Here is an 18,856-nt window from a genome sequence, read left to right on the forward strand (position 1 = left end):
TCCGACGGCGCGCTGCACGCGGCACCCCCGGGGTCGTAGGCCCCGAACAAGTAGGACGTCCTAGCGCAAGCGCGCCAAGGGCGGACGCTGGGTAACGTTCTCGTGAGGGACGCCGTCGGAACAGGATCACCACCTGCCCCGCAGTAGGTGCGCACACCCACGCGCGCCCCGCGAGGCGGTGACCGGACCGGTCACCGGCGACCCCGGGCGGCCGGACAGACCGAGGAGTGAACGTGACCGTCAAAAGCACGGCGAGGGCTCGCAAGAAGGCGGCCCCCGGCGTCCCTGACACCTCCCGCGCCACGGGGACGGACGCCCAGCCGGAGCTCGTACAGCTGCTCACCCCGGAAGGCGAGCGGGTCGAGCACCCGGACTACCCGCTCACCACCACCCCGGAGGAGCTGCGCGCCCTCTACCGCGACCTGGTGCTGGTGCGCCGGTTCGACGGCGAGGCCACCTCGCTCCAGCGCCAGGGCGAGCTCGGCCTGTGGGCCTCGCTGCTCGGTCAGGAGGCCGCCCAGGTCGGCTCCGGTCGCGCCATGCGCACCGGCGACTACGCCTTCCCCACCTACCGCGAGCACGGTGTCGCCTGGTGCCGCGACGTCGACCCGCTCAACCTGCTCGGCATGTTCCGCGGCGTGAACCACGGCGGCTGGGACCCGAACGAGAAGAACTTCCACCTGTACACCATCGTGATCGGCGCGCAGGCCCTGCACGCCACCGGTTACGCGATGGGCATCAGCAAGGACGGCGCCGACGACGCGGTCATCGCGTACTTCGGCGACGGCGCCTCCAGCCAGGGCGACGTCAACGAGGCCTTCACCTTCGCCTCGGTCTACAACGCCCCCGTGGTGTTCTTCTGCCAGAACAACCAGTGGGCGATCTCCGAGCCCACCACCACCCAGACCAAGATCCCGCTGTACCGCCGTGCCTCCGGCTTCGGCTTCCCCGGTGTCCGGGTCGACGGCAACGACGTGCTGGCCTGCCTGGCCGTCACCCGCTGGGCCCTCGACCACGCCCGCAGCGGCAACGGCCCGGTGCTGATCGAGGCGTTCACCTACCGCATGGGCGCGCACACCACCTCCGACGACCCCACCCGCTACCGGCCCAGCGAGGAGACCGAGGCCTGGAAGGCCAAGGACCCGATCGCCCGGCTCCGCGCGCTGCTGGAGAATGAGGGCCTCGCCGACGAGGACTTCTTCGCCGCGGTCGACGCCGAGAGCGAGCAGCTGGGGCTGCGGGTGCGCGAGGGCGTGCGCAGCATGCCGGACCCGGACCCGACCCTGATCTTCGACCACGTGTACAGCGAGCCGCACGCGCTGGTCGATGAGGAACGGGCCGAGTACGCCGAGTACGCGGCCTCCTTCGAGGCGGGGGAGAACCTCTGATGGCCGGTCAGCTCAGCATCGCCAAGGCGCTCAACGACGCCCTGCGCAAGTCGCTGGAGAACGACCCGAAGACCGTCCTGATGGGCGAGGACATCGGCAAGCTCGGCGGCGTCTTCCGGATCACCGACGGCCTGCAGAAGGACTTCGGCGAGGGCCGGGTGATCGACACCCCGCTCGCCGAGTCCGGCATCGTCGGCACCGCGATCGGCCTGGCCCTGCGCGGCTACCGCCCGGTGGTGGAGATCCAGTTCGACGGCTTCGTCTACCCGGCCTTCGACCAGATCGTCTCGCAGCTGGCCAAGATGCACGCCCGCGCGCTCGGCCACGTCAAGCTGCCGGTCACCGTCCGCATCCCCTACGCGGGTGGCATCGGCGCGGTCGAGCACCACAGCGAGTCCCACGAGGCGTACTTCGCGCACACCGCCGGCCTGCGCGTGGTCAGCCCGTCCAGCGCGCACGACGCCCACTGGATGCTGCGGCAGGCCATCGCCTCCGACGACCCGGTCGTCTTCCTGGAGCCCAAGCGGCGCTACTGGGACAAGGGCGAGGTCGGCGCCGCCGCCGACCTGGGCCTGCACGAGGCCCGGATCGTCCGCCCCGGCACCGACGCCACGCTGCTCGCCTACGGCCCCATGGTCAAGGTCTGCCTGGAGGCCGCCGCGGCCGCCGAGGAGGACGGCCGCCGCCTGGAGGTCATCGACCTGCGCTCGCTCTCCCCGGTGGACTTCGCCACCCTGGAGGAGTCGGTCAAGCGCACCGGTCGTGCCGTCGTGGTGCACGAGGCGCCGGTCTTCATGGGCATGGGCGCCGAGCTGGCCGCCCGGCTCACCGAGCGGTGCTTCTACCACCTGGAGGCCCCCGTCCTGCGGGTCGGCGGCTACCACGCGCCGTACCCGCCGTCCCGGGTCGAGGAGGCGTTCCTGCCCGACCTGGACCGCGTGCTGGACGCCGTCGACCGCGCGTTCGCGTTCTGAGCCGGGGAGCGAAGATGACCACCGAAGTTCGCTCGCTCCGCGAGTTCAAGATGCCCGACGTGGGCGAGGGCCTCACCGAGGCCGAGATCCTCAGCTGGTACGTCAAGCCCGGTGACACCGTCACCGACGGGCAGGTCGTCTGCGAGGTGGAGACCGCCAAGGCGGCGGTGGAGCTGCCGATCCCGTTCAACGGGGTCGTCGAGCAGCTCTTCTTCCCCGAGGGCGCCACCGTCGACGTCGGCACCGTGATCATCTCGGTCGCGGTCGCCGGGGCGGCCGACGCCGCGGCCCCGGCCGCCCCGGCCGCCGCGGCCGCCGCGGCCGTGCCCGCGCCGGCCGCGCCCGCGGCGGAGCCGGCCGAGCCGGAGCGGCGCGAGGTGCTGGTCGGCTACGGCCCGCGCACCGGCACCGCCCAGCGCCGCGCCCGGCGGACCACCACGACCACGGTGACCGCCACCGCGGCCGCGCCCGCACCGGTCGCGCCGGTCGTGCCGGTGGCTCCGGTCACGCCCGTGGTGGCCGAACCGGCCGCCGGCGAGCGGCCGTTGGCCAAGCCCCCGGTCCGCAAGCTCGCCAAGGACCTCGGCATCGACCTGCGCGCGGTCGTCCCGACCGGCCCGGACGGCGTGATCACCCGCGAGGACGTGCACGCCCACGCGTCGGCGCAGGCCGCCGTGCAGGCCGCCCCGGCCGCGGCGCCCGCCGTCGTCGAGGCAGCAGAGACGCCCGCCGTCCCGGTGCCCGTCACCACCACGGGTGACGTCCGGGTGCCGATCCGCGGCGTCCGCAAGGCGACCGCGCAGGCGATGGTGGCCTCGGCCTTCACCGCGCCGCACGTCACCGAGTTCGTCCAGGTCGACGTGACCCGCACGATGAAGTTCGTCCGCCGGCTCAAGGAGAGCGGCGAGCTGGGCCGGGACGTCCGGGTCAGCCCGCTGCTGCTGGTCGCGAGGGCGCTGCTCACCGCGATCAAGCGCCACCCCGAGATCAACGCCCAGTGGGACGAGGCGGCCCAGGAGATCGTCATCAAGGGCCAGGTGAACCTCGGCATCGCCGCGGCCACCCCGCGCGGGCTGATCGTCCCCAACATCAAGGACGCCGGGTCGAAGACCCTCTCGGGCCTCGCCGTCGCACTCGGCGAGCTGGTCGACACCGCCCGCCAGGGCAAGACCTCGCCGGCCGACATGCAGGGCGGGACGGTCACCATCACCAACGTCGGCGTCTTCGGCGTCGACACCGGCACCCCGATCCTCAACCCGGGAGAGGCCGCGATCCTCGCGGTCGGCACCATCCGGGAGATGCCGTGGGTGCACAAGGGCAAGGTGGTCCCGCGTCAGGTGACCACGCTCGCGCTCTCCTTCGACCACCGCCTGGTGGACGGGGAGCTCGGCTCCAAGGTGCTGGCCGACGTGGCCGCCCTGCTGGAGCGCCCGAAGCGCCTGATCACCTGGGGCTGACGGGCGCGTAGCGCCCGGCATCCGGAGGAGTGGACGAAGGGGTCCTCGCTCCACACCGCCGTGTGGAGGGAGGACCCCTTCGCCGTGCCCGTTCGTCGACTAGCGCTGGGGACGGAGTCGACGGACGGCGATCAGGACGCCGGAGCCGAGGGCGAGGAGCGCGGCGGCGGAGGCGGCGAGGAAGGTGTCGGCGGGGCCGGAGCCGGTCTGGGCGAGTTCGGGGGTGCCGGCCGGGGCACCGGTCGCGGGGGCGGCGGTCGGGGTGGCCGCCGGGGCCTTGGTGGCGGGCGCCGCGGGCGCGGCGGGCGCCGCCGGGGTCCGGTCGGCGGCGGGCCGGGCGGGTGCGGGCTTGGTGGGCGCGGGCTTGGACGGGGACTTCGGGGCGGGCGCGGGGGAGACGGCCATGTCCTTGAGGACGCCGTCGGCGCTCTGGCCGTCGCCGTCGCCGTCGATGGAGACCTGGACGTGGGAGGACTTCGACGCAGCCTTGGCCGACAGGCCGATCCGGAAGGTGAAGTGGGCGGCCCGACCGTCCTGCAAGGTCTCGCCGTACGGGGTCACGGCGCCGGTCCACCCGTCGGAGGAGCTGCCGAGGGCCAGCTTCTGCCAGCCGCCCTGCGGGGTGCGCGCCTCGATGGTGAGGTAGTCGTCGCCCAGGCCCACGGGCGCGGCCCCCACGATGCCGCGGAGACTGACGGAGGCCTTCACCTCCTGGTACGGCGCCCCGGTGAAGTTGACGACCGCGACGGGGATCTCGACCTTCGGGCCACCGGCGGTGATGCTCAGCGACGGCGTCATGTGGAGCCCGGCCCGGAGGTGCCCGGTGTGGGCGGCGGCGGGCACCGTCGCCGCGGTCGGGGCGGCGGTGGGCGAGGCGGCCCAGGCGGTGTCCACGGCGAGCACCTGGACGCCGCTCGCGAGGACGGCGGCGGTGGCGGCGAGGACGGCGACGCGACGGCCGGAGAGCGCGCGGTCGTTCTTCGCGAATCGGTTGATAACGGGCATACGCATGACGTGACTCCCCAGGGTCATGAATCCGACGGTGTGTGGTGAAGACGACCGGCTCCGCTGCTCGCGAGCGGAAGCGCCCCCCGGGCTCCGCCGGTCTCGCTCTCCGTGCCTTCATCTGTATGGACGTGCATCCCCGCCGGGGGTTGCAGGTGGGTTCCGAAGTTTTTTCCGGAGGTTCTCGACGGGGTGTTCGGGATACTTCCGGGATGACGGATGAACTGACGGTCGGACCGGAAACGGTGCCGGCCGGGGGCGGGGAGCGGCGGTCGCTGCGGCGGGACGCGTCGGGGCCGGCACTGCTGGCGGGGTTGGTCTGCGTCGCGGTCTCGTTCTCCGGCCCGCTGGTCGTGGTGCTCGCGGCCGCCGCTGCCGGGCGGCTGGACCCGGCGCACACGGCCTCCTGGATCTGGGCGGTGTCCCTCGGCAGCGGGCTGAGCGGCCTCCTGCTGAGCTGGTGGACCAGGACGCCGGTGATCACCGCCTGGTCCACCCCCGGCGCCGCGCTGCTGGTGACCGGCCTGGGCGCGTACCCGTACCGGGAGGCGGTCGGGGCCTTCCTGGTGAGCGCCGCGGTGGTGACGCTGTTCGGGGTGACCGGCTGGTTCGGCCGGCTGATCGCGGCGGTGCCGGTCGGCATCGTCAACGCGATGCTGGCGGGCATCCTGTTCTCCTTCGGCGCCGGGGTCTTCGGTGCCGTGCACAGCGCCCCGGTGCTGGTGGTGGGCAGCTTCGCGGCCTTCCTGCTGGCCAAGCGGCTGGCCCCGCGGTACGCCGTCCCGGTGGCGCTGGTGGTGGGCGGGGTGCTGGCGGCGCTGACCGTCGGACTGCCGCTGCACCCGGGCTCGGGCGGGCCGACCCGGCCGGTGCTCACCGTGCCGGAGTTCTCCTGGCCGGCCGTGGTGGGGGTGGCGCTGCCGCTCACGATCGTGGCGCTGGCCTCGCAGAACGCGCCCGGCCTCGGCGTGCTGCGGGCCTTCGGCTACCGGCCGGACGACCGGCTGCTGATCGGGTCGACCGGAGCGGTCTCGCTGCTGCTGGCGCCGTTCGGCTCGCCGGGGGTCAACCTGGCGGCGATCACGGCGGCGATCTGCGCCGGCCCGGAGAGCCACCCGGATCCGCGCCGCCGTTACGTCGCGGGGATGTCCGCGGGCCTGCTGTACGTCCTGGTGGGCAGCTTCGGCGGGGTGCTGGTGAGCCTGTTCACCGGTCTGCCCAAGGAGCTGGTCGCGGTGGTCGCCGGGGTCGCCCTGCTGGCCTCGCTGCAGGGCAGTCTGGCGGCGGCGGTGGCGGACGAGCGGGGGCGGGACGCCGCGGTGGTGACCTTCCTGGCGAGCGCCTCGGGGATGAGCCTGTTCGGGATCGGCTCGGCCTTCTGGGGGCTGCTGTTCGGGCTCGGCACCCACGTGGTGCTGGACCTCCGCAGGGACTGACCGCAGGGACTGACCGGGAGGCGGTTCGGGAAGGCGGTTCGGCAGGGCGGTGCGGCAGGGCGGTTCGGGAGCGGGTGCGGAGGGAGCTCGGAGGGGGCGCGGTGGGACCGTGGCGTGAAGGGATCCGACTCATTGGAATGACTGGCCTTGTGTGGGTCATTCGGCCAGGTCGGTGACTTTTTCGTCACCCGGTAGGGGCGACACGCCGGTGCGGGTACGTCTCCGCTCCACCACCCGGGCGACGCCGGGTGACCGGAGCCCCGAGGACGCACCCGTATGCCGCCTGGCAACCCTGGCCGTCTCGTCCGGAGTCTGGCCGCGCTCGTGCTGGTGTCCACCGCCGTACTCCCGGCCGCCCTGGAGCTGGTCGGCCCCTCGCCCTTCGGCGTGATCGGACCGGGTGCCCCCGCCGACCGGGCGGTGCCGCCGCACACCGCCCAGCACGCCGACCACCGGACCGTCACGGCCGCACCCACCGTCGACGTGCGCCGCACCGGCGAGCCGGCCAACCGGATCACCCTGGTGCTGCTCGGCGACGGCTACACCGCCACCGAACAGGAGCTGTTCCGCCAGCAGGCCGACCGGGCCTGGCACGCGCTGATGGACATCGAACCGTTCCGCACCTACCAGGGGTTCTTCAACATACGGCGGGTCGAGGTGGTCTCCCCGGTCTCCGGGATAGCCGAGAGCGAGAGCCGCGGCCGCAACCCCGCCACCCCGCTCGGCATGCACTTCTGGTGCGAGGGCACCGCCCGGCTGCTCTGCGCCGACGAGGCCGCCACCGCCCGGTACGCGGGGGACGACGCCGGGCCGCAGTACCTGATCGCGCTCGCCAACTCCACCGAGTACGGCGGCGCCGGCGGCACCGGGGTGACCACGCTGGCCGGCGGCAGCCCGGACGCCGGCCGGATCATCCAGCACGAGATCGGCCACACCGTGGGGGACCTCGGCGACGAGTACGACAGCGCCCCCGACGACGCCGAGTACCCGAACCTCTCCACCCTCAACGCCGACGACATGCGGCGCAGGCAGACCAAGTGGTGGCGCTGGCTGGGCGCGGAGTCCCCCGACGGCGCCGGGACGGTCGGCGCGTACCGCAGCGCCAACGGCCTCTACCGGCCCACCCCCGACTCGGTGATGCGCACCCTGGGCAGCGCCTACAACCTGCCGTCGCGCGAGGCGATCATCGAGGAGCTCTACCGCCGGGTCCGCCCCACCGACAACCCGGTGCCGCCGCCCGGCGAGGTGGCCGGGCGCCCCCGGCTGGACGTCCGGGCGCTGCCGCTGAACGGCCCGCGCCAGCTCCGGGTGGAGTGGCGGGTGGACGGCGTCCCGGTGACCCCGCAGCCCGCGGACGGCGGCGCGCTGGACACCGCGCGGCTCGACCTGGCGCCGGGCCGGACGGCCACCGTCACCGCGACCGTCCGGGACACCACCGACTGGGTGCGCGACGAGGCGTTCCGGGACCGCTACATGACCCGCTCGGTGTCCTGGACGGTCACCGGCTGAGGCCGGGCGCACGCACCCGCCGTCGTGCGCGTTCGTGGGCGACCGACCGCCCCCCGCACTGGGCCTCCCATCATGGGATGACTACGCTGTTCGCACTATGACCGTGGAGCCCGCCAGTTCAGCCGCGCCCAGATCCGTCCCCGCTCCCCGAACCACCGCCGAGCCCCCGGCCGCCCCCGCGCCGTCCCCGCCCGGCGGGCGCGCGGCCTGGCTCGCCTGGTCCGTCGGCGTCAGCGTCTACGTGCTCGCGGTGATCCACCGCACCAGCCTCGGCGTGGCCGGACTGGACGCCGCCGACCGCTTCGGCATCGGCGCCTCCGCGCTCTCCACCTTCTCGATCCTCCAGGTACTGGTCTACGCGGCCATGCAGATACCCGTCGGCCTGCTGGTCGACCGGTTCGGGCCGCGGCGGGTGCTGCTGCTCGGGGTCGTCCTGCTCAGCGCCGGGCAGCTGGCCTTCGCGTTCAGCTCCGCCTTCGCCCCCGCACTGGCCTCCCGGGCGGTGCTCGGCTGCGGCGACGCGATGACCTTCATCAGCGTGCTGCGGATCGCCGCCAGGTGGTTCCCGGCCGCCCGCAACCCGTTCGTGGCCCAGCTGACCGGCCTCGCCGGCATGGGCGGCAACCTGATCACCACCGTGGTGCTCGCGCAGGCCCTGCACCGCGAGGGCTGGACGCCGACCTTCACCGCGATCTCGCTGCTCGGCGTCGCGGTGTTCGCGCTCGTCGCGCTGCTGCTGAGGGAGGCGCCCGACTCCGGGGCCGGACAGCCCGCCGACCGGCCCGCCGGAGACCGGGACCGGCCGAAGGTCGGCCGCCAGGTCCTCGCCTGCTGGCGCGAGCCCGGCACCCGCCTCGGCCTCTGGGTGCACTTCACCACCCAGTTCCCCGGCAACGCCTTCGGCCTGCTCTGGGGCCTGCCCTACCTGGTGGAGGCACAGGGCCTGACCCGGGCCGAGGCCGGCGGGCTGCTGACCCTGCTGGTGCTCAGCAACATGACCTTCGGCTTCCTGTTCGGCCGCCTGCTCTCCGCCACGGCCCGGGCCCGGATGCCGATCGTCCTCACCGTCGTCGCGACCACCGGACTCGGCTGGGCCCTGGTGCTGGCCTGGCCCGGCGGCCACCCGCCGCTCTGGCTGCTGGCCGGGATCATCGTGGTGATGGGCAGCAACGGCCCGGCCTCCCTGGTCGGCCTGGACTACGCCCGCGCCCGCAACCCGGTGGAGCGCCTCGGCACCGCCTCCGGGATCGTCAACATGGGCGGCTTCATCGGCACGATGATCACCCTGTTCGGCATCGGCGTCCTGCTCGACGCCCTCTCCCCGGACGGCGCCGGCGGCTACTCCGCCGACGCCTTCCGCTGGGCCTTCTGCTGGCAGTACGTCCCACTCGCGGTGGGCCTGGTGATGATCCTCCGGCTCCGGCGCAAGGTCGGCGCGGCCGAGGCGTAGGCACTCCGGCCGCTGGCCGGCGGTCTCCCACCGCCGTTACAGCCCGATGCCCCGGAGGACCTCCGTGACCTCCGTCGGCCGTCCGTAGATCCTGGCCCGGTCGATCAGGCAGAGCACGGTGCCCTCCGGCGGCATGACCGGTGCGGGTGCGGGATGCATGGCCGCGGCCCGCGCCGGCCGCCCCACCGCACCGTCCCGCAGGCGGATCAGGTCCACCAGCTTCAGCTTCGGACAGCCCGGGACGACCCGGCTGCCCCGGATGCCGACCCGCTCCCCGCCCGGGCACGCGAAGTACGCCCCGTACGGCGGCCCGCCGTCCTCCTCCCGGCCCGGGAGGTGGAGGGTCATCTCCCCGTGCCGGCAGTGCACCGTCCCGTCGGAGCGGACGGTCAGGCCGGGCCAGTCCTCGTGCTCGATCTCCGCGACGATCCGCACCTGCTGCCCGATCGCCTCGGTCAGGGTCTCCGCCATCCGCCGCTGCTGGGTGGGGACGTCGGTGTCGCCGCGGCGGACGGAGGGGAGGAGGTCGCCGGTGACCCACTCCTGGAAGGGGCGGGCCGTGGGTTTCCTCGACCGCATGACGAGGCGGTAGAGCCCCGCCTCACTGACCAGGCTCAGCATGGGGTTTCCGCGGACGGATCCATTCCCACCTGCGGAAACGCCATTCGTGTGAGTTGAACTCACCCATACCGAGCGCATGTCGACGGTCCGCTTGTCGTCGGGGCCGACCATCCTGCTGGCCCAGCCCGGACTGCCCCGGTCCAGTACGGCGCACACGTCCTTGAGCGCGAACCACGGCTCCCCGTCGATCATCACGACGCGGATCGGCTGCCCCGTGCCGGGGAAGCTCGACCGCACCAGTTCCATCCGTTCCTGCCGTTCGTCGTCCATGGGGACGCCCCTCCTTCTTCCGGGTGATGGCTGGAGTGCCCGGAACAACGAGGCCGAACAGGTGAGGTGCTGGGCGTCGGGTTGACGGATGGACGCACGAGTGGTGCCCACCCGGCGCGCGCTCGTTCGTGCACGCCGGGTGGTGTGCGCAGGTGGTCAGGGGGTGACGGCGAAGGTGGCCAGGACCCGGTCGGCCAGTTCCTTGTCGCCCTCGACGCCCACCGGGCCGGGGCGACCGCGGCCGCAGGCGAGCCGGACGAACGTCTCCCAGCCCATGGTGAGCTGGACGTCCGGGGCCAGGCTGATCGACTCGTCCACGGTGCCGCGGCCGGCCGCGTCGACCCGGACGGTGCGCAGGAACTCCACCGGGCCGGTGACGTCCACCACCACGGTCGTCCCGGCCGGGGCGCCGGCCTGGTGGGCGACGGCCTTGGGCAGCAGGCCGAGCAGGACGTCCCGGGTGATCAGGGCGGCCGGGGAGTCCAGGTTGCCGGGGGTGCCCAGCGCCCGGCGCAGGTCCTGCTCGTGCACCCAGACGTCGAAGGCCCGCAGCCGCAGCAGCTCGTGGTACGGCACGTCGTGGCTGAGCGGTCCGGCCGGCCGACGGACCGGTTCCTCGGGCGTCTGCTTGGCGTTGCGCAGTGCCCGGGAGCGGCGGATGACCGTGTACTCCAGCTCGCTGGTCATCTCCAGCGCGGTGTGGCAGCGGCGCTTGTCCACCGGCAGCTCGACGTAGCGGGCGAACTCGGTGGTCACGTGGCGGAGGTCACGCGGCAGCGAGTGGATCGGGCGGGGGTCGCCGAGGAGCTCGGACTCGACCGCGATGATGTGCGAGACGACGTCCCGGACCGACCAGCCGGGGCACTCGGTGGCCCGGTTCCAGGAGCCCTCGGGGAGAGGGGCGACCAGCTCCGATATGGACTCGATGCTCTGCGTCCAGGCGTCCGTGTAAGCCTGCACGGTCTGGTTGTCCGTCACGGGAATCTCCGGCCCTCCGTCAGCTTCCTTGCCGCCCGCGCCCGCCCTCCCCGGTCGGCCGGGATGGTCCGGCTTCCGGGCGCACACGCTAACCGCACGTTACGCTGCCGGGAGACAGCTGGGCAGCGCTTTCGGGTGACGATCGTAGGTCTCTTGCCGTGGACGGTGGTACTGTGCGCGCTTCATTGATCCAACTCGCGGTCTCCGACGAGGAGCCGCCCGCCGAACGGCGTGCCAGGGCCGCAGCCCTGGTCCGTGCTCAACAGGGCGCCGACCTGGTGGTCCTGCCCGAGTTGTGGGCGCTCGGCGGCTTCGCCTACGACCTCTGGTCGGACGGCGCGGAGACGCTGGACGGGCCGACCTCGGACGTGATGGCGGCGGCGGCCCGGGCGGCCGGGGTCTGGCTGCACGCGGGTTCGATCGTGGAGCGCGACCCCGACGGGCCGATCTACAACACCTCGCTGCTGTTCGCCCCGGACGGCGAGCTGGTGCACACCTACCGCAAGATCCACCGCTTCGGCTTCGACAGCGGTGAGGCGGTGGTGATGGGTGCCGGCCAGGAGATCGTCACCGCGCCGACCGACTTCGCGACGCTGGGCCTGGCCACCTGTTACGACCTGCGCTTCCCGGAGCTGTTCCGGGCCCTGCTGGACGCCGGCGCCCAGCTGCTGGTCGTCCCGGCGGCCTGGCCGGCCCGGCGCCGCGAGCACTGGACGCTGCTGGCGCGGGCCCGGGCGGTGGAGGAGCAGGCGTACGTGCTGGCCTGCAACACCGCGGGGACGCACGGCGGGGTCGAGCAGGCCGGGCACAGCATCGTGGTGGACCCGTGGGGCCGGGTGCTGGCCGAGGCGGGGGCGGACGAGGAGGTGCTGACCGTCGAGTTCGACCCGGCGGAGGTGGCCAAGGCCCGCGCGGAGTTCCCGGTGCTGCGCGACCGTCTGCTCGGGATCCCGGCGCCGGTCCAGCGCTGACCCGCGGCCCGGGGCGGCCGGGGCGGGCCGTGCACCTCGGCCCGGCCCGCCCTGCCCGGTCCGGCTGGCCGCCCGGCCCGGGAGAGGGGGCGATCCGGCTCGTCCGGGGGGTGGGTCCGCGCCTGCTCGGGGCGGGTTTGAGAAGATGAGCACTCGTCGTGTTCCCCGCCGTCCCCGGCCGGTCCGCCGAGGGCCCACCCGGCCGGCCAGCCCGAGGAGGTCGCGCGCATGTCCGGCAACGGCGCCGGCGACACCCGCCCCGTCATCCACCGCAACAGCCTGCGCGAACAGATCGCCGGGGCGTTGCGCGAGGAGATGATGGCCGGTCGGCTGGCGGCCGGCCGCAACTTCACCGTCAAGGAGATCGCCGAGCTGTACGGGGTCTCGGCCACGCCGGCCCGCGAGGCCCTGGTCGACCTCGGCGCCCAGGGGCTGCTGCGGGCCGAGCACCACCGCGGATTCACCGTGCCCGAGCTCGGCTGGGACGACTTCCTGGAGATCTTCGAGTCCAGGGTGCTGCTCACCGACAGCTTCTACCGCCAGTTCTCCACCCGCCGGGCGCTGCCGGACCTCAGCCGGCTGCCCTCGCTGCGCCGCCGGGCCGACGCGGCGGTCCGGGCCGCCCGGGCCGGGAACCTGGACGTGATCGTCGGCTGCGACCGCCGTTTCTGGCAGGAGGTCGCCGCCCTGGCCGGCAACCGCCGGATCAGCGGCTACCTGGACTGGCTGCGGGTGCAGTCCTGGATGTTCGCCGCGCCCTACCTGCGGGAGATGCCGGTCCTCGCGGGGGTCTGCTGGGACCGCCACCTCGAACTGGTCGACGCCGTCGAGGCCCGGGACCTGACCGGCGCGCACCGGATCGTCTGCGAGTACAACCTGTTCACCGCCCGGCTGCTGGCCGAGCTGGCCGGGCGGCCGCTGGAGTCCGTGACCGTCCTCGGACTGCTCACCGGGCCCCTGGACGGCGAAACGGCGCCGCCCGCGCCCGCCGCTCCGGCCGAGGCCGCCGCACCGCCGCCGCCCGCCGGGCCCGCCGAGCGGACCGGGCCGGGGCGCCGCCGGCCGGGCGAGGAGGTCGCCCGGGAGCTGGGGCGGGAGCTCGGGCTGGGCCTCGGTCTGGTGCCGCAGCCGCGCTCGGTGCACGGACGGTTCGCCCGGCGGCTGCCGGAGGCGCCGCCCGAGGCGCCGCAGGGCCGGCCCGACCCGTACCCGGCCCCGGGCCGGTAGGGTGGGCGGTCGTCGAACCGGGCGCCCCGTACCGCGGCCGCCCGGGTAACGACACCGCCCCCGTCGTCGCCCCGCCCCGCGGGCGATCCCGCCGCCCGGAGAGGAACTGCCGGCCATGGCCTGCGACCTCTGGCTCGTCCCGCTCGTGGACGTGCTGAGCCACAGCCCCGACAACCCCTTCCGGGACGACCTCGCGCTCTACAACTCGGTGTTGGCCTCGCGCGGGCTGCCCGAGGTGCCGGTCTACCAGTACGTGCCGGGGATCAGCGGCGCCGTCGAGCCGATAGCGGCCTTCGACTACGACTCGCTGCACTTCCTGCGCCGCGCCTACCTGCTGGGCCTCACCGGTCTGGACATCACGCCGGTGGACTCGCTCGGCGGGGACTACGAGCAGCTGCTGGAGATGTTCGAGAGCAGCGCCGAACAGTCGCACCTGGTCTGGCACTTCGACCACGCCGGCGCCTACGTGCCGATCGAGTTCGCGACGCCGCTGGTGGACGAGGCGCTGCTCGCCTCCGGCGGTCCGCTCGGCTCCAGCCACGGGCTGCTGCGCGAGCTGCAGGCCGTGGCCCCGGCGCTGGGCATCGACCCGTTCAACCCCCCCGGCCCGACCAGGCCGCTCGGCCCGACCGGCCTGGAGCAGCCCTTCGGGCCGCCGCTGGACGACCTGCACCCCTTCGCCCGGGAGCGGCACGCCTGGGCCGGTCTGTACGCGGCGGCGACCCGCAGCCTTACCCAGGGATCGATGGTCGTCTTCGCCTGAGCCCCGGGCTCCGCGTCCCCGGCCCCGGGCTCCGAGTCCCCGGCCCGGTCCGGCTCGGTGCCCGGCTCCGGGCCCGGCCCCGCTGCCGCCGCGGGCGCCCCGCCGCAGGCCTACCGCAGCGGCCCCTCCGGCGGCCGCTGGCGCGGCATGGTGGGCCGGGTGCCCGGCGGCGGCAGTACCCGCACCTGGGCGCCCACGCCGGTCTCGCTGCGCCCGCCCCACGTCCCCGGGGACTGGGTGGGCAGCTGGGTCATCGAGGCGCGGAACTCCAGCATCCACTCCGAGGTCTCGGTGCGGACCATGTCCGAGACGTCCTCGCAGAACCGGCGCAGCACGCCGAGGCAGCGCTCGGCGGCCTCGCCCGCGGTGCCCTCGGTCGGGCCGAGCACCTCGCGCACGCACTCCGAGGCCCAGTCGAACTGGAAGGCCTCCAGGCGCCGTTGCAGCGCCTGCGCGGTGCTGACGTCCCGCATCCAGCCGGAGGTGAGGCCGAACACCCGGTCGGTGCCGTAGCAGGCGGCGGAGAGCGCCAGGCCGACGTAGCCCCAGCTGGTGCCGTGCGCGACCGTGCCGGTCAGGTCGACCAGCGGGGCGGTCACCCCGCCCACGGCGAAGCCGGCCGAGCCGAACCGCAGCAGGCGCGCCCAGCGGCGCTTCCAGACGCGGTCCCGGCGGTACCAGTCGATGGCCTCGACCGCCCGCTCCTCGGACCAGCGGTACAGCTCCTCGAGCCGTTCGGCGGGCTCGCCCCAGTCCCCGAGGGGGAACTGGCGGGCGCTCAGATCGGTCCGGCGGCGGGTGGAGGCCCGGCGGGCGACGATCGCGGCGGGCTGGTCCTCCTCGCCGATCTCCTTGCCCCAGGCACTCTCCTCGGGCTGCATTTCCGGCTGGCTCACCTGTGAGGCTCCCTGTGGCGGGCGGGCTGGTGGTTCTGGCGGCTCATCGGCTGACGCGGCGTCTGCCGGTGGTTGTCCAACAGCACTTCTTACCGCCAAATGGCTGACCGTGGGTCGCTTCCCGGATGATCGTTACCGGATTCGGCCACCGGAACCCGAGGTGGGAGGGATGCGGGGGTCGGCGAGATTTCACCCGTCCGAGCGAGGCTCCGGTGACCCGCCGTCCTGACCCGGACACCCGGCGCGCATCCGGGCAGGCCTGATGTGGAGGTTCCTCCAGCATCGTGGGCGTATGGAGCTCCCTTCCTGGAGGATCCGACGGGACCGGGGAACGGCCCGAACCGGCCACCGGCTACCCTTGCCAAGCGTGAAGGTCCTCGTCATCGGCGGCGGCGCCCGCGAACACGCCCTGTGCCGCTCTCTGTCCCAAGATCCCGCCGTGACCGAGCTGCACTGCGCCCCGGGCAACGCCGGGATCGCGCAGGTGGCGACGGTCCACCCGGTCGACCAGCTCGACGGCGCACAGGTCGCCGACCTGGCCGTGCGGCTCGGTGCCGCCCTGGTCGTCGTCGGCCCGGAGGCCCCGCTGGTCGCGGGCGTCGCCGACGCCGTGCGCGCGGCCGGCGTCCCGGTGTTCGGCCCGTCCGCGGCGGCGGCCCAGCTCGAGGGCTCGAAGGCCTTCGCCAAGGACGTGATGGCGGGCGCCGGCGTGCCCACCGCCCGCTCCTACGTCTGCACCACCGCCGAGGAGGCCGCGGAGGCGCTGGACGCCTTCGGCGCGCCGTACGTGGTGAAGGACGACGGCCTGGCCGCCGGCAAGGGCGTGGTGGTCACCTCCGACCGCGCCGAGGCCCTGGCGCACGCCGCGTCCTGCATGGTGGAGTCGCCCGGCCGCCAGGGCCGGGGGAGCGTGGTCATCGAGGAGTACCTGGACGGCCCCGAGGTCTCGCTGTTCGCGATCACCGACGGGACCACCGTCGTCCCGCTGCAGCCCGCACAGGACTTCAAGCGCGCCCTGGACGGCGACGAGGGCCCCAACACCGGTGGCATGGGCGCCTACTCACCGCTGCCGTGGGCGCCCGCCGGCCTGGTCGAGGAGGTCCTGGAGACCGTCCTGCAGCCGACCGTCGACGAGCTGCGCCGCCGCGGCACCGAGTTCTCCGGCCTGCTCTACGCGGGTCTGGCGCTCACCTCGCGCGGCACCCGGGTGATCGAGTTCAACGCCCGCTTCGGCGACCCGGAGACCCAGGTCGTGCTGGCCCGGCTGCGCACCCCGCTGGCCGCCGTCCTGCTGGCCGCCGGCACCGGGACCCTGGACCAGCTGGAGCCGCTGCGCTGGGACGAGGACGCGGCCGTCACCGTGGTCGTCGCCTCCGAGGGCTACCCGGCGGCACCGCGCACCGGCGACCCGATCGAGGGCCTGGCCGAGGCCGAGGCCGACGGCACCGCGTTCGTCCTGCACGCCGGCACCAGGTCCGGGGCGGACGGCGCGGTGCTGAGCGCCGGCGGCCGCGTGCTGTCGGTCACCGCGACCGGCGCCGACCTGGGCGAGGCGCGCGACCGCGCGTACGCCGCCGTGGACCGGATCACCCTCAAGGGTGGTCAGCACCGCACCGACATCGCGCTGAAGGCGGCCACCGCCTAGGACCTGTCCGGCGGCCGCCGCGCAGCCGCCGCCACGCGCCCGCGGGGCGCTGCGTGCCGTGGGTTTTCCCCCCATGGACGCAGCGCCCCGCGGCGTTTCCCGGGCCGGAGCGGCCGACGGCGCCGACGCACCGTTCGGCGGCCGGAATCCAGCCCATCGGGTGACAGCACCCGCATCCGGCTGACGTAACCGGGCGGACGGCCTTATGGTGCGCTGGATCGCAGTGCGGCGCGGACGCGCGCCGGGGTCGCCGCCGGGTAGCGGTGCTCCGGCGGGGGGATGCTGGACGGCGTCCGGCCGGGCGGTCGCCCGGGTGCTTCGCACCGGACCGGTCGCGGTCGTCCGGAATCCGGGCGGCGTCACCGGGACGAGTGGAAACCGGGGCGATCCGGAACACCCACCCGCGCCGGGGCGTCGAAAATGGCAGAAGCGCCACGCAGCACGCACTGCCCGGGATCGGACGCCTCCGTTTCCCGGTCGTAACTGATCGTTTCGAGTCGGCTCAGGGGCCCGTCACCGGGTGCCCGGGGGCTCCGAAGGGGGTGCCGCACCGTATGGCCGCTGTCGACACCGCGCGCGCTCACGCCCAGGCGGTCCTGCGGGTCCGAGGTCTCGCCCTGGCCGCCGCCGCCATGCCCGCCGCCGTCGCGGTGGTCCTGCTCGCGGGCCGGTTCACCGGGCGGATCGGCGCTCCCGGCTCCGCCGACGCCGCCGGGTGGGACACCGCCCGCTGGGTGGTCGGCGCGGTGGCCGCGCTGGCCCTCCTGGTGGCCGGCCTGACCGCCCGCGCCTACCGGCGGGCCGTCCCGCCGCAGACCCCGGCCGTCCCGCTGGCGCGCGCCGAGGCCCCCGAGCTGTACCGGCTGATCGGCGAGCTCGCCGACCGGCTGGACGTTACCGCGCCCTCGGTCCTCGCCCTCACCCCGGACTGCGACAGCTGGCTGGAGGACCTCCCGCCGGTGCGGTCGGCCCGCCCGTTCCGGCCGCACGCCGAGCCGCCCGGCCCGATGCTGGTGATCGGTTCGCCGTTCCTGTGGTGGATGCGGGCCGACGAGCTGCGCGCCCTGCTCGCCCCGGTGGTGGCCGGCGCCGCCGCCTCCGCCGACCCGGAGATCGCCGCCGCCCGCCGCTTCCTGCGCAGCCTGGACGCCAGCCTGGAGCCGGGCCAGGGCGCCGCCCCCGGCCTCGGCGGCGGCAACCTGGCGGGCCCGCCCCGGCCGGCCCGCCGCGGCCCGGCCGCGCTCGCCGACCGGGTCACCGGCGGGATCACCCGCCGCCTGCTCGGCGCCTGCCGCGGCCACGCCGCGGAGCTGGAGCGTGCCGTCGCGGCCCGGGCCTCCGAGCAGGCCCGGACGGTCGACTACGGCCTGCGGATCGCCGCCCAGGAGCAGGTCGGGCTGGCCTACGCGGGCTGGGACCGCCTGCTCACCCGGGTCGCGCTGCCCGCCTGGCGGCTCGGCCGCCACCCGGCGCACCTCAACGCCGGGGTGGTCGCCGCCCTCACCGAGCTCTCCCGGCGGGACCGCCTGGCCGACGGCTACGGCAACCGGCTCGGCGACCGCCCGGCCTGCGACCTGTTGGAGGAGCCCGGCAGCGTCGACCGGGCGGTCTCCCGGCTCGCCGCCGAGCTGTTCTTCGGGCGTCCGGAGGCGGGCGCCTGGCACGAGCTGGAGTGGTCCGACTACCCGGCCGACGTGGTGGACGCCGGCTGGCGGGCCAGGGCCGCGGCCCTGCAGGCCGCCCTGGACCGGCTCGCCCCGCAGGCCCGCCCGGGCTCCCCGACCCTCACCCGGCTGCTGGTCCGGCTCGCCGACGGGGAGGGCGAGCCCCTGGCCGCCGCGCTCACCGCCCAGCTGGCCCGCACCACCGCCCCGGCCCCGCTGCTGGAGCCCGACCGCACCGGCCGCGACCTGCTGGTGGACCACGTCACCGCGATGGTCTGCTGCGCGGCCGTGGACACCGCGGGCGGCAGGCCCGGCCTGGACTGGCTGGACGGTCCGGTGCTGCTGCTCGGCGGGGTGCGCCGCACCGATCTCGCCGGTCCGGTCGCCCAGGCCGTCGAGCAGGGCCAGGACGGCCCGCTGCGGGCCTGGCTGGACGCCGCCGACGTCCGGCTGGAGAAGCCCGTGCGGCTCTGAGGCCCCGGCCCGGGGCGGCCCGGCGGCGCTCGGGCCGCCGGTGCGCGCCCCCGGAGGCCGGGCGGAACGATCGTCTCCGCAGGCCGGGGGGCCCGGTCCGGGCCGGTGGCGAGATTCCCGGCACCAAT

General features: G+C 74.9%; 15 protein-coding genes. 11 read left to right on the forward strand and 4 right to left on the reverse strand.

Annotation, left to right across the window (positions count from 1 at the left end; all coding sequences use genetic code 11):
• The first annotated feature begins 233 nt into the window (after positions 1-233).
• Genes pdhA through ACIRS1_RS08230 form a run of 3 tightly spaced genes read left to right on the forward strand, consistent with a single transcriptional unit; the run spans position 234 to position 3,819 of the window.
• Complete coding sequence (gene pdhA / locus ACIRS1_RS08220) at positions 234-1,388, forward strand: pyruvate dehydrogenase (acetyl-transferring) E1 component subunit alpha (RefSeq protein ID WP_402837855.1); 1,155 nt, start codon at positions 234-236, stop codon at positions 1,386-1,388.
• Entirely contained in the window at positions 1,388-2,362 is a 975-nt protein-coding gene (locus ACIRS1_RS08225) for an alpha-ketoacid dehydrogenase subunit beta (protein WP_402837857.1), read from the forward strand. Before pdhA ends, ACIRS1_RS08225 begins: the two co-directional genes overlap by 1 nt.
• A gap of 14 nt (positions 2,363-2,376) precedes the next feature.
• Positions 2,377-3,819 carry a dihydrolipoamide acetyltransferase family protein gene (locus tag ACIRS1_RS08230; RefSeq protein WP_402837859.1) on the forward strand — a complete coding sequence of 481 codons (1,443 nt, stop codon included), beginning with the start codon at positions 2,377-2,379 and terminating at the stop codon, positions 3,817-3,819.
• Positions 3,820-3,918: 99 nt separating this feature from the next.
• On the opposite strand, the gene ACIRS1_RS08235 is transcribed toward ACIRS1_RS08230, so the two are convergent.
• Positions 3,919-4,830, reverse strand: a complete 912-nt coding sequence (locus ACIRS1_RS08235; RefSeq protein WP_402837861.1) for a hypothetical protein — start codon at positions 4,828-4,830, stop codon at positions 3,919-3,921.
• A 206-nt stretch (positions 4,831-5,036) separates the two neighbouring features.
• On the opposite strand from ACIRS1_RS08235, the gene ACIRS1_RS08240 reads away from it, so the two are divergent.
• From ACIRS1_RS08240 to ACIRS1_RS08250, 3 genes are all read left to right on the forward strand, one after another.
• On the forward strand, positions 5,037-6,260 hold the full coding sequence (locus ACIRS1_RS08240; protein WP_402837863.1) for a benzoate/H(+) symporter BenE family transporter: 1,224 nt from the start codon (positions 5,037-5,039) through the stop codon (positions 6,258-6,260).
• Between the two features lie 276 nt (positions 6,261-6,536).
• Entirely contained in the window at positions 6,537-7,769 is a 1,233-nt protein-coding gene (locus ACIRS1_RS08245; protein WP_360205921.1) for a M64 family metallopeptidase, read from the forward strand.
• 97 nt (positions 7,770-7,866) lie between these two features.
• Positions 7,867-9,219, forward strand: coding sequence for a nitrate/nitrite transporter (locus tag ACIRS1_RS08250; protein ID WP_402837865.1), 1,353 nt, complete (start codon positions 7,867-7,869; stop codon positions 9,217-9,219).
• 36 nt (positions 9,220-9,255) lie between these two features.
• Here the strand turns inward: ACIRS1_RS08250 and ACIRS1_RS08255 are convergent, their stop codons facing one another.
• Both ACIRS1_RS08255 and ACIRS1_RS08260 read right to left on the reverse strand, forming a co-directional pair.
• Positions 9,256-10,110, reverse strand: a complete 855-nt coding sequence (locus ACIRS1_RS08255) for a Bro-N domain-containing protein (protein ID WP_402837867.1) — start codon at positions 10,108-10,110, stop codon at positions 9,256-9,258.
• A gap of 156 nt (positions 10,111-10,266) precedes the next feature.
• Positions 10,267-11,088 (reverse strand): maleylpyruvate isomerase family mycothiol-dependent enzyme, encoded by an 822-nt coding sequence (locus tag ACIRS1_RS08260; RefSeq protein ID WP_360205912.1) that lies wholly within the window; start codon positions 11,086-11,088, stop codon positions 10,267-10,269.
• 173 nt (positions 11,089-11,261) lie between these two features.
• Between ACIRS1_RS08260 and ACIRS1_RS08265 the strand changes: the two genes are divergently transcribed.
• From ACIRS1_RS08265 to ACIRS1_RS08275, 3 genes are all read left to right on the forward strand, one after another.
• Positions 11,262-12,059, forward strand: a complete 798-nt coding sequence (locus ACIRS1_RS08265) for a carbon-nitrogen family hydrolase (protein ID WP_360205909.1) — start codon at positions 11,262-11,264, stop codon at positions 12,057-12,059.
• Positions 12,060-12,287: 228 nt separating this feature from the next.
• Positions 12,288-13,286 (forward strand): GntR family transcriptional regulator, encoded by a 999-nt coding sequence (locus ACIRS1_RS08270; RefSeq protein WP_402837869.1) that lies wholly within the window; start codon positions 12,288-12,290, stop codon positions 13,284-13,286.
• Between the two features lie 115 nt (positions 13,287-13,401).
• On the forward strand, positions 13,402-14,049 hold the full coding sequence (locus ACIRS1_RS08275) for a hypothetical protein (RefSeq protein WP_360205903.1): 648 nt from the start codon (positions 13,402-13,404) through the stop codon (positions 14,047-14,049).
• Positions 14,050-14,159: 110 nt separating this feature from the next.
• Here the strand turns inward: ACIRS1_RS08275 and ACIRS1_RS08280 are convergent, their stop codons facing one another.
• Positions 14,160-14,945: an SLATT domain-containing protein gene (locus tag ACIRS1_RS08280; RefSeq protein WP_360205900.1), complete on the reverse strand. Its 786-nt coding sequence runs from the start codon at positions 14,943-14,945 to the stop codon at positions 14,160-14,162.
• A 367-nt stretch (positions 14,946-15,312) separates the two neighbouring features.
• Here ACIRS1_RS08280 and purD point away from each other — a divergent pair, with 367 nt between their 5' ends.
• Together purD and ACIRS1_RS08290 are read left to right on the forward strand one after the other, a co-directional pair.
• The gene (gene purD, locus ACIRS1_RS08285; RefSeq protein WP_402837871.1) at positions 15,313-16,590 is read left to right on the forward strand and encodes a phosphoribosylamine--glycine ligase; all 1,278 of its coding nucleotides are present in this window, start codon (positions 15,313-15,315) and stop codon (positions 16,588-16,590) included.
• A gap of 554 nt (positions 16,591-17,144) precedes the next feature.
• On the forward strand, positions 17,145-18,728 hold the full coding sequence (locus ACIRS1_RS08290) for a hypothetical protein (RefSeq protein ID WP_402837873.1): 1,584 nt from the start codon (positions 17,145-17,147) through the stop codon (positions 18,726-18,728).
• Positions 18,729-18,856 lie beyond the last annotated feature (128 nt).

Source organism: Kitasatospora sp. NPDC101176 (assembly GCF_044768035.1).
Lineage (GTDB): Bacteria > Actinomycetota > Actinomycetes > Streptomycetales > Streptomycetaceae > Kitasatospora.

Excerpts from the sequence above, each read along its gene's own strand:
- ACIRS1_RS08235 (WP_402837861.1), bottom strand. The coding sequence starts at position 4,830 with ATGCGTATGCCCGTTATCAACCGATTCGCGAAGAACGACCGCGCGCTC.
- ACIRS1_RS08255 (WP_402837867.1), bottom strand. The coding sequence starts at position 10,110 with ATGGACGACGAACGGCAGGAACGGATGGAACTGGTGCGGTCGAGCTTC.
- ACIRS1_RS08225 (WP_402837857.1), top strand. The coding sequence starts at position 1,388 with ATGGCCGGTCAGCTCAGCATCGCCAAGGCGCTCAACGACGCCCTGCGC.
- ACIRS1_RS08270 (WP_402837869.1), top strand. The coding sequence starts at position 12,288 with ATGTCCGGCAACGGCGCCGGCGACACCCGCCCCGTCATCCACCGCAAC.
- ACIRS1_RS08240 (WP_402837863.1), top strand. The coding sequence starts at position 5,037 with ATGACGGATGAACTGACGGTCGGACCGGAAACGGTGCCGGCCGGGGGC.
- ACIRS1_RS08245 (WP_360205921.1), top strand. The coding sequence starts at position 6,537 with ATGCCGCCTGGCAACCCTGGCCGTCTCGTCCGGAGTCTGGCCGCGCTC.
- ACIRS1_RS08230 (WP_402837859.1), top strand. The coding sequence starts at position 2,377 with ATGACCACCGAAGTTCGCTCGCTCCGCGAGTTCAAGATGCCCGACGTG.
- ACIRS1_RS08250 (WP_402837865.1), top strand. The coding sequence starts at position 7,867 with ATGACCGTGGAGCCCGCCAGTTCAGCCGCGCCCAGATCCGTCCCCGCT.
- ACIRS1_RS08275 (WP_360205903.1), top strand. The coding sequence starts at position 13,402 with ATGGCCTGCGACCTCTGGCTCGTCCCGCTCGTGGACGTGCTGAGCCAC.
- ACIRS1_RS08290 (WP_402837873.1), top strand. The coding sequence starts at position 17,145 with ATGGCCGCTGTCGACACCGCGCGCGCTCACGCCCAGGCGGTCCTGCGG.